At 45.3% G+C, this 5,902-nt stretch carries 6 protein-coding genes and 1 pseudogene; all 7 read left to right on the top strand.

Translation table 11 applies throughout. From position 1 onward, the window contains the following. A partial coding sequence (locus Q0614_RS07835; protein ID WP_298787821.1) for a flavocytochrome c occupies positions 1–1,435 on the top strand: 1,435 nt, incomplete at its 5' end. A 244-nt stretch (positions 1,436–1,679) separates the two neighbouring features. Beyond that, positions 1,680–2,120, top strand: a complete 441-nt coding sequence (locus tag Q0614_RS07830; protein ID WP_298787819.1) for a cytochrome c3 family protein — start codon at positions 1,680–1,682, stop codon at positions 2,118–2,120. Next, complete coding sequence (locus tag Q0614_RS07825; RefSeq protein ID WP_297921939.1) at positions 2,117–2,779, top strand: NapC/NirT family cytochrome c; 663 nt, start codon at positions 2,117–2,119, stop codon at positions 2,777–2,779. The genes Q0614_RS07830 and Q0614_RS07825 overlap by 4 nt, the downstream gene beginning before the upstream one ends. A gap of 364 nt (positions 2,780–3,143) precedes the next feature. Further along, complete coding sequence (gene proB, locus Q0614_RS07820; protein ID WP_298787817.1) at positions 3,144–4,265, top strand: glutamate 5-kinase; 1,122 nt, start codon at positions 3,144–3,146, stop codon at positions 4,263–4,265. 47 nt (positions 4,266–4,312) lie between these two features. Next, positions 4,313–4,468, top strand: coding sequence for a hypothetical protein (locus Q0614_RS07815; protein ID WP_298787816.1), 156 nt, complete (start codon positions 4,313–4,315; stop codon positions 4,466–4,468). Positions 4,469–4,796: 328 nt separating this feature from the next. Next, entirely contained in the window at positions 4,797–5,552 is a 756-nt protein-coding gene (locus Q0614_RS07810; RefSeq protein ID WP_298787814.1) for a CAAX protease, read from the top strand. Positions 5,553–5,561: 9 nt separating this feature from the next. After that, positions 5,562–5,902, top strand: a pseudogene (gene proA, locus Q0614_RS07805) (gamma-glutamyl-phosphate reductase); the annotation flags it as partial.

Below are 5,902 nucleotides of genomic sequence, written 5' to 3'. Positions count from 1 at the left end.
CGAAGAGTGGGACGTAGTTATCGTTGGTTCCGGTTTTGCAGGACTTGCAGCCGGTATCACTGCAGCCGAAAAGGGCAATAAAGTCCTAATCCTAGAAAAGATGGGACGCGTAGGCGGTAACTCCGTTATTAACGGCGGAATATTTGCCGTTCCAAACAGCGACAAGCAAAAAGCCGAAGGCATCAAAGATAGCAACGAGCTATTTATCAAAGACTGTCTAAAAGCCGGCCGCGGACTAAACCACGTAGATCTCATCGACACCATCGCTACTCGCGCGCAAGACGCATATAAACTAACTCTAAAATGCGGCGCTAAATACATAGATAAAGTTACTCATGCAGGCGGACACAGCGTACCTAGATCGCTTCAAACAGCTAACGGTTCAGGCTCAGGTATCGTTCAGCCGATGGTAGAATACTTTAAAAACCTACAAGGCTGCGAGCTAAGACAAAGAGCTAAATTTGACGAATTTGTCCTAGGCGAAGATGGCGGCGTAGACGGCGTGATCATTAGAGAGGATTATAAATTCGACTCAAAGAGCCAAAAAGACGACGCCGAAAACACTACCGGAACTAAAAAGACTATAAAAGCTAAAAAAGGCGTAGTACTAGCTGCAGGGGGATTTTGCCGCGACGTATTCTTTAGACAGGTTCAAGATCCATCTATCCTACCTACCACAGATAGCACCAACCACCCGGGCGCAACCGCAGGCGCTATGAAAGAGGCGTTTAGAATCGGCGCAACTCCAGTGCAGCTAAGCTGGATACAATTCGGTCCATGGGCATGTCCTGATGAAAAGGGATTTGGCGTGGGCTCTATGTTTAACGTAAACGGAAGCTTCCGCTACGGTATCTCAGTCGATCCAAGAACCGGCAAACGCTATATGAACGAGCTAGCGGACCGCCGCACCCGCTCTCAAGCTATGTTTAAAGTAATCGACGCAAAAGCGGATATCTATCCTATCAACTTCTGCGACTCTGAGGGCGTAAAAAATATGGTCATACCTGAACACTACACTAAACCGCTGGAATCTGGCGTACTAAAGAAATTTGAAACCTTAGACGAACTAGCGGCTTTTTATAAAATCCCTGCCGCAGAGCTAAAAAAGACCGTCGAGAGATATAACGGCTTCGTTAAATCAGGCAAAGACGAAGACTTTGGCAAACCTATGGATAAAACCACTACAAACGGCGTAGATATCTCTAAACCGCCTTTCTACGCTATGCGCGGTACGCCGAAGCTTCACCACACCATGGGCGGTATCGATATCAATACCAAAGCTCAGGTCATCTCTCTACAAACAGAGATGCCTATTCCAAGATTATTTGCAGCAGGCGAGATCACGGGCGGCGTACACGGAGCCAGCCGCTTAGGTAGCGTGGCGATAGCTGACTGCTTAACATTTGGTATGATTGCCGGAGAGAATATAGGCTAATTTACGGCGTCTTTCGGACGCTTTTTGCGGAGCTTGCTAAAATTTTGCTTGGCAGACTATTTCGTCTAGCCTGCGCAAAATTTTAGCCGCGCAACCCCAAAAATCGCCTCGAAATACTTGCAAATTTTATTTTAATCGCAGGCTGAATTTAAAGTTAAATTTGAAAATTCGGCTTGCGGTACTTTTAAATTTAAAGCCGAATTTGCAGTTAAATTTGTAAATTTGACATCCGAAAGGAATTCGCATGAAACATAAAGCGTTTCTCGCCTTGTGCGTATCTATGCTACTATGCTCTTTTGCATTTAGCGCAGGTGCACCAAGCGCACAGATAGCGTCTTTAGTAGATCTTAACGTCACCGACGAGCTGCGAGCCAAACACCCTTTAAAACCTCATCACGAAAAGCTAAGCTTCACCTGTCTTGATTGTCACGAAGGACAAGGAAACGACGCTAGTAAATTTAAATCCATAGGCGATAAAGGCTGTTTGTCCTGTCACGGCGACAAGAAAAAGATAGCTAAAAGACTAGAATATATGGATCTGCTAAAAGCAAATCCCCACAACTCGGTTCACGACGGCCCTACGCTATACTGCGACGAGTGCCACAACGAGCATAAAAAATCAACCAATATGTGCACGGAGTGCCACGAACACGAAGTTCCGCAATGGATGGGGGTAACGCCATGAAAATTTCAAAGAAAATACTAGCGCTTATTATACTAGTAAGCGGCATTATAGGATTTTTAGTCGTACTTCCCGTGCATTACGCCCTAGAAGAAACTAGCGGAGAGAAGTTTTGCGTAGTATGCCACGAGATGGATCCTATGGTTATAGCTTATAGCAACGACGTTCATAGCGGTAAAGGCAAAAGCGGAGTAAGGGCTAAATGCGTAGACTGCCACATACCTCACGACAATCTAGCCAAATACGTTTTAACTAAAGCTAAAAACGGACTAATGGAGGGATACGTTCATTTCTTTAAAGATCCTGAGGCTATAGACTGGCATAAAAATAGAGAGAAAAGAGAGCACTTCGTATTTGATAACGGTTGCGTTAGCTGCCATACGAATTTGGTAGATAATAAGCTAACCTCAGCCCAGGCTCAAAAGATGCACGCTCACTATCAAAGCTTGCTAAATACCGATAAGCAACTAGCCTGCGCTAGCTGTCATGCCGAGGTAGGCCACAGCGGGCTAAACAATATGCTAAACTACTGGAAGCCTGAATACAAAATCTACGAAAAGAAAGCCGCAATCAAAAAAGAAGAGATAAAGAAGGCATATTTCGGGGAGGATTATGTGGGGCCGAAAGTAGAAAATAAAGAAGGCAATGCCACCAAAAAGTAGGCTAAAATGAAGAAAATTTTGCTCGTTAGCGACGACGTCGAGATGCAACTAAACCTCAACGCCGCGCTTTAGCAAGGATCCGGTAAATTTTAAGTCAGTAAATTTCGCGCGATAACGGGAGTCGGACTCCCGTTATGATCTTCATAGACAGACCATCTCTACGCTTTATAAGAAAATTTACTACGCCAAATACGACTACTTTATAATCAAACTTTTACCCAAAAAATTTTATCTCTCGTATTTAGAAGCTGCCGAATTTTATTCGGGAATAAATTTTAGCCAAAGCTCGCATCCACTCAGCTTAAAACATAAAATTTAAAATAAGCCGTTTTCGATATAATTTTCAAAAATTTCGGAGCGGAAAATGGGTAGAAAAGAGCTTCTGGGCGGCGCAAAACGTATCGTCGTAAAAATCGGTACCTCAACGCTTACCAATGCGGACGGTTCGCTAAATGAGCGGCTCATCAAAAGTCTAGTCGCGCAAATTTGCAAGCTAAAAGATGCGGGCTTTTGCGTGGCTTTGGTAAGCTCGGGCGCCGTGGGCGCGGGTATGGGGCTGCTCGGTATCGCGCAAAGACCTAAAATTTTAAGCCGCAAGCAGGCTCTAGCGGCGGTCGGGCAGGTCGCGCTGATGCATCTTTACGAGCGGCTGTTTTGGGCGCATGACCGCATTATCGCGCAGCTGCTGTTAAGCCGAGGCGATTTTAGCGACAGGGTGCGCTATCTTAGCGTGCGAAACGTCTGCGCGGAGCTACTCTCGCGCGGCATCGTGCCGATCATAAACGAAAACGATCCCGTCGTAGCAGATGAACTGAAAGTGGGCGACAACGACACGCTAAGTGCGCTAGTAGCGGGGCTAATCGATGCTGATCTGCTCGTGATTTTAAGCGATATCGACGGGCTGTACGACAAAAATCCGAGCGAGCACGCAGACGCAAAACTTTTAAGCTTTATTGAAAAAATCGACGAGCGCGTCGTCAAAATGGCAGGCGGCGAGGGCAGTAAATTCGGCACAGGCGGCATGGCTACCAAGATCGCGGCGGCGCAAATGGCAAATCAGATCGGCACTAGCCTGATCATCGCAAACGGGCGTACGGACGGAATTTTGCTTAAAATAGCGGCGGGCGACGAGGTCGGCACCCTCTTTAGCGCGGGCGCGGCGCGGCTTAGCTCGCGTAAATATTGGCTCGCATACGGCGCGATCAGCAAAGGCGCGGTGATTATCGACGCGGGCGCGGCAAAAGCGATAAAATCGGGCAAAAGCCTGCTTGCGGTCGGGATTGCAGAGGTGCGCGGCGAGTTTGAGCGCGGCGAGATCGTAAACGTCTGCGCGACCGACGGCAAGCTGCTGGCGCACGGCATTAGCAACTATTCAAGCTGCGAGCTTGCGCGCATAGCGGGCGCAAAAAGCGATGAGATAGAGCATGCTTTAGGCTACAAAAGCGACGATGACGCGATCCACGCGGATAATATCGCGCTGCAATGAAATTTTAGCCGTGTTCGCGCGTTTAAAATTTCAAACGGAGGGCGAAGATGAAAAAGATTATATTTTTTGCGCTACTTTTGGCGGGTGCGGCGTGGGCGGCGAAATTTAACGAACTGGACGCCGATAAAAACGGCGAGCTAGACGTTCTTGAACTGCGCGGATATGAGCCGGCGGATTACGTAAAAGCGCTATGCGCGAATTGAAATGAGAAAGTTGGATATAATGCCAAGAAATAGCTAAAGAAGAGATTTATGGCATGGAGTTTGGCTGATAGTAAATTTACAGCATAGGGAGAAATCTTTGAGAAAATGAATAAAAACATACTTTACAATACTGCTACAAGTACGGCAGTGGCGATATTCTTTGCTAGACTAGCCCGCGTAGCTTGCGATTTTTTATAAGTCAAGGAAACAAAATGAGTGAAATTTTGAATGAAAATATAGAATTTGGAGTGTCTTTCCTTTCGGATACTCGCTTAATTCATAGCGATGAGACCTCCAAATTGGTACTATTATAACAAAAGATGATTAAATGTATCTTGAAAGTGTAATCTGTAAAAAACTATGTGAAAACTTAGACTGTGATGCAACGAAAATGCCGGGCTTCGGTAAACTTAAAAATTCTATTGCACTACTTCATAATAAATATTTGTTGGGTGCTTGCAAAGAAGCTGCCGTCATTATTAAAAAATATGCCAAAAATAATGTTGACATCTTTGATTTAGTCATTTCAATCTATAATAAACGCATAAAATCGCACCACGAAATGTTTTTAATCATCCATATTTTTGAAACGGCATTGCGTTCTAAAGTTGCACTAGTACTATCTGAAATTTATAGTTCAAATTCTAACGCCGACGACTGGTTTTTATACGGAAAAAATGCGAAGCTAATAAAACAAGCTGCCCACATAGCGCAGACCAAAAAGGTTAATCTAGCAGAGCAAATGAATAGCTTTGAGGTGCTTGATTTATTTACGCTAGGTGATTTGCAAAACGTCATAGGCTCGAATTGGAGCGATTTCAGAGATATTTTTGCAAGCGTGTGCAAATACAAGGGGCAAAGGTTGCCAGAATACGGCACAAAAAATAGTCTTTTAAATGTATTTTCTATGATTCGTAAGGCACGCAATGATATCTTTCACAATAATCCGCCAAAAACCAAAGCAAAATCAATAACTGTAAATATTGAAATTTTGCTATTACGACTGGGGTTTAACCTAAATGATGCATTTAAAAATATATCAAATTTAAACCATATGGTAAACTTAAAATATAAATATGATTAAGGAGCGAAAATGAACGAAATTTTAGAGATCTGTAAGCGCGCAAAAGCCGCTTGCAGCGAGCTTTTGAGACTTGGTAGCAAGGCTAAATTTGAAATTTTAAACGCCGTGGCGGACGAGCTACTCGCGCAAAAGGACGCGATAAAAGCGTCAAACGCCAAAGACCTTGCAAACGGCGAGAAATCGGGGCTTAGTGCAGCGCTGCTGGACCGCCTAAGGCTAACGGACGCCCGTATCGAGGCTATGGCGCAGGGCGTGCGCGAGGTGGCGGGCTTCGCCGAGGTCGTGGGCGAAAATCTAGGCGGCTGGAGTCATCCAAACGGCATGCAAATCAGCCGCGTGCGCGTGCCGCT

This window comes from uncultured Campylobacter sp. (genome assembly GCF_937997595.1).
GTDB lineage: Bacteria > Campylobacterota > Campylobacteria > Campylobacterales > Campylobacteraceae > Campylobacter_B.
Note: the sequence above shows the minus strand (reverse complement) of the source record. Positions and strands in the feature narration are given on the sequence as shown.

Excerpts from the sequence above, each read along its gene's own strand:
- Q0614_RS07830 (WP_298787819.1), top strand. The coding sequence starts at position 1,680 with ATGAAACATAAAGCGTTTCTCGCCTTGTGCGTATCTATGCTACTATGC.
- Q0614_RS07825 (WP_297921939.1), top strand. The coding sequence starts at position 2,117 with ATGAAAATTTCAAAGAAAATACTAGCGCTTATTATACTAGTAAGCGGC.
- proB (WP_298787817.1), top strand. The coding sequence starts at position 3,144 with ATGGGTAGAAAAGAGCTTCTGGGCGGCGCAAAACGTATCGTCGTAAAA.
- Q0614_RS07815 (WP_298787816.1), top strand. The coding sequence starts at position 4,313 with ATGAAAAAGATTATATTTTTTGCGCTACTTTTGGCGGGTGCGGCGTGG.
- Q0614_RS07810 (WP_298787814.1), top strand. The coding sequence starts at position 4,797 with ATGTATCTTGAAAGTGTAATCTGTAAAAAACTATGTGAAAACTTAGAC.